At 38.7% G+C, this 1,239-nt stretch carries 1 protein-coding gene; it reads right to left on the bottom strand.

Translation table 11 applies throughout. The features are described from left to right. Positions 1-79 precede the first annotated feature (79 nt). Complete coding sequence (locus tag EKM02_RS14690; RefSeq protein ID WP_126456433.1) at positions 80-784, bottom strand: hypothetical protein; 705 nt, start codon at positions 782-784, stop codon at positions 80-82. Between the last annotated feature and the right edge of the window lie 455 nt (positions 785-1,239).

Below are 1,239 nucleotides of genomic sequence, written 5' to 3'. Positions count from 1 at the left end.
TTGCAAAAACGTTTTTGCAAGTGTTTAATTAAATATTTTTATCTAATAATCTGTATCGGTTATTCAGGACAAGACAGGTTTAAAAATAAAACTTTCCTTCCGCTTCAAAACCCAATGGAATCTGCACTGTCATTTTCTCCAGTGCTGATTTTTCTCCTTTTCGCGTATAGATTCCCACAAGTCTTTCACTATCTTTTCCCATCAGGTGTTTTCCTTTTTCCCTTTCCAGCCAGCCAGTAGCGGTCACTCCGACAAAATTTTTATAAAGTTCTTTTCGTGCAAGAGGAGTTGTACTATTGAAATTCTCACGTCTGTTTCCTTCCAGCTCTGCTTGAGGATGTCTGCTGTGGTCATATTTCCACCAGACGGAAATTTCAAGTTCTCCAAACCCAATATCGCGCCATTTTACAACGGAAGGGAATCCGAAAATTTCAGTAAAAACATGTCCCTGATCATTTCTTGTGTTTTGTGAGTCGGGACTTTCTAATATTATAAGCTTCTTATTAAGAAGATCGTTTACTCCAGCTACCAGCAGATTACGATGCGGGTTCGAAATTTTTGAAATTGCATGCCGGGGTTTCTCCTGAGGAAATTGAGCGTCGCTTTGTTTTTTTGCAGGGCCCGTCTTATTCAGACTGTTCTGGAAGTTTTTGAAATTGGTAAATCCAGCCTGTATGGCCGCTATGTCCAACGCCTGTGTGTGGGTAATGTTCTGTTCTTTTTTGATTTTCTTAGCCTGACGTTTTAATTGTCCATCTGTGTGGCTAGTCGTGTTCTTTTTCATTGTGAAATTAAGTCCCGCCAAAAAATGTCGCCCATCATCCATCTTTCGAAACGAGAAATTAGTTTCGCAATGAGTTTGTAAGTATCCCGGTGCTGATACAGCTTCGCAGTGATGAGCGGCACGCTTCCGATTTCAGCGTGATGTAAAAATAATAAAAATAAAATTAACAGACTGATAATCTAAGAGATATTTTTTTTAAGATTAAAGGTACTCAAAGAGCGCCTTCATCTGCAAAGGAGTGATAGCTTTCTGCACTTATAGAAAGAGTAATAAAACCGCTTTACGAAGGGACCTTTGAAGCTATGCGTGACTATTCCGATGAAAGTGGACACCCTATTCCGGAGCAAAGTGGACAGTTGTTTTGCTGATGATTTCTTGGGTTAAAATTAGATAATTTTTTTACTATTTTTTCATTTTTTTTCTCATGGATTCTCCTTTGAGTTCAAAGCGTATTG

It is taken from the genome of Flavobacterium sp. RSP49 (assembly GCF_003968735.1).
In the GTDB taxonomy this organism is placed as follows: domain Bacteria; phylum Bacteroidota; class Bacteroidia; order Flavobacteriales; family Flavobacteriaceae; genus Flavobacterium.
Note: the sequence above shows the minus strand (reverse complement) of the source record. Positions and strands in the feature narration are given on the sequence as shown.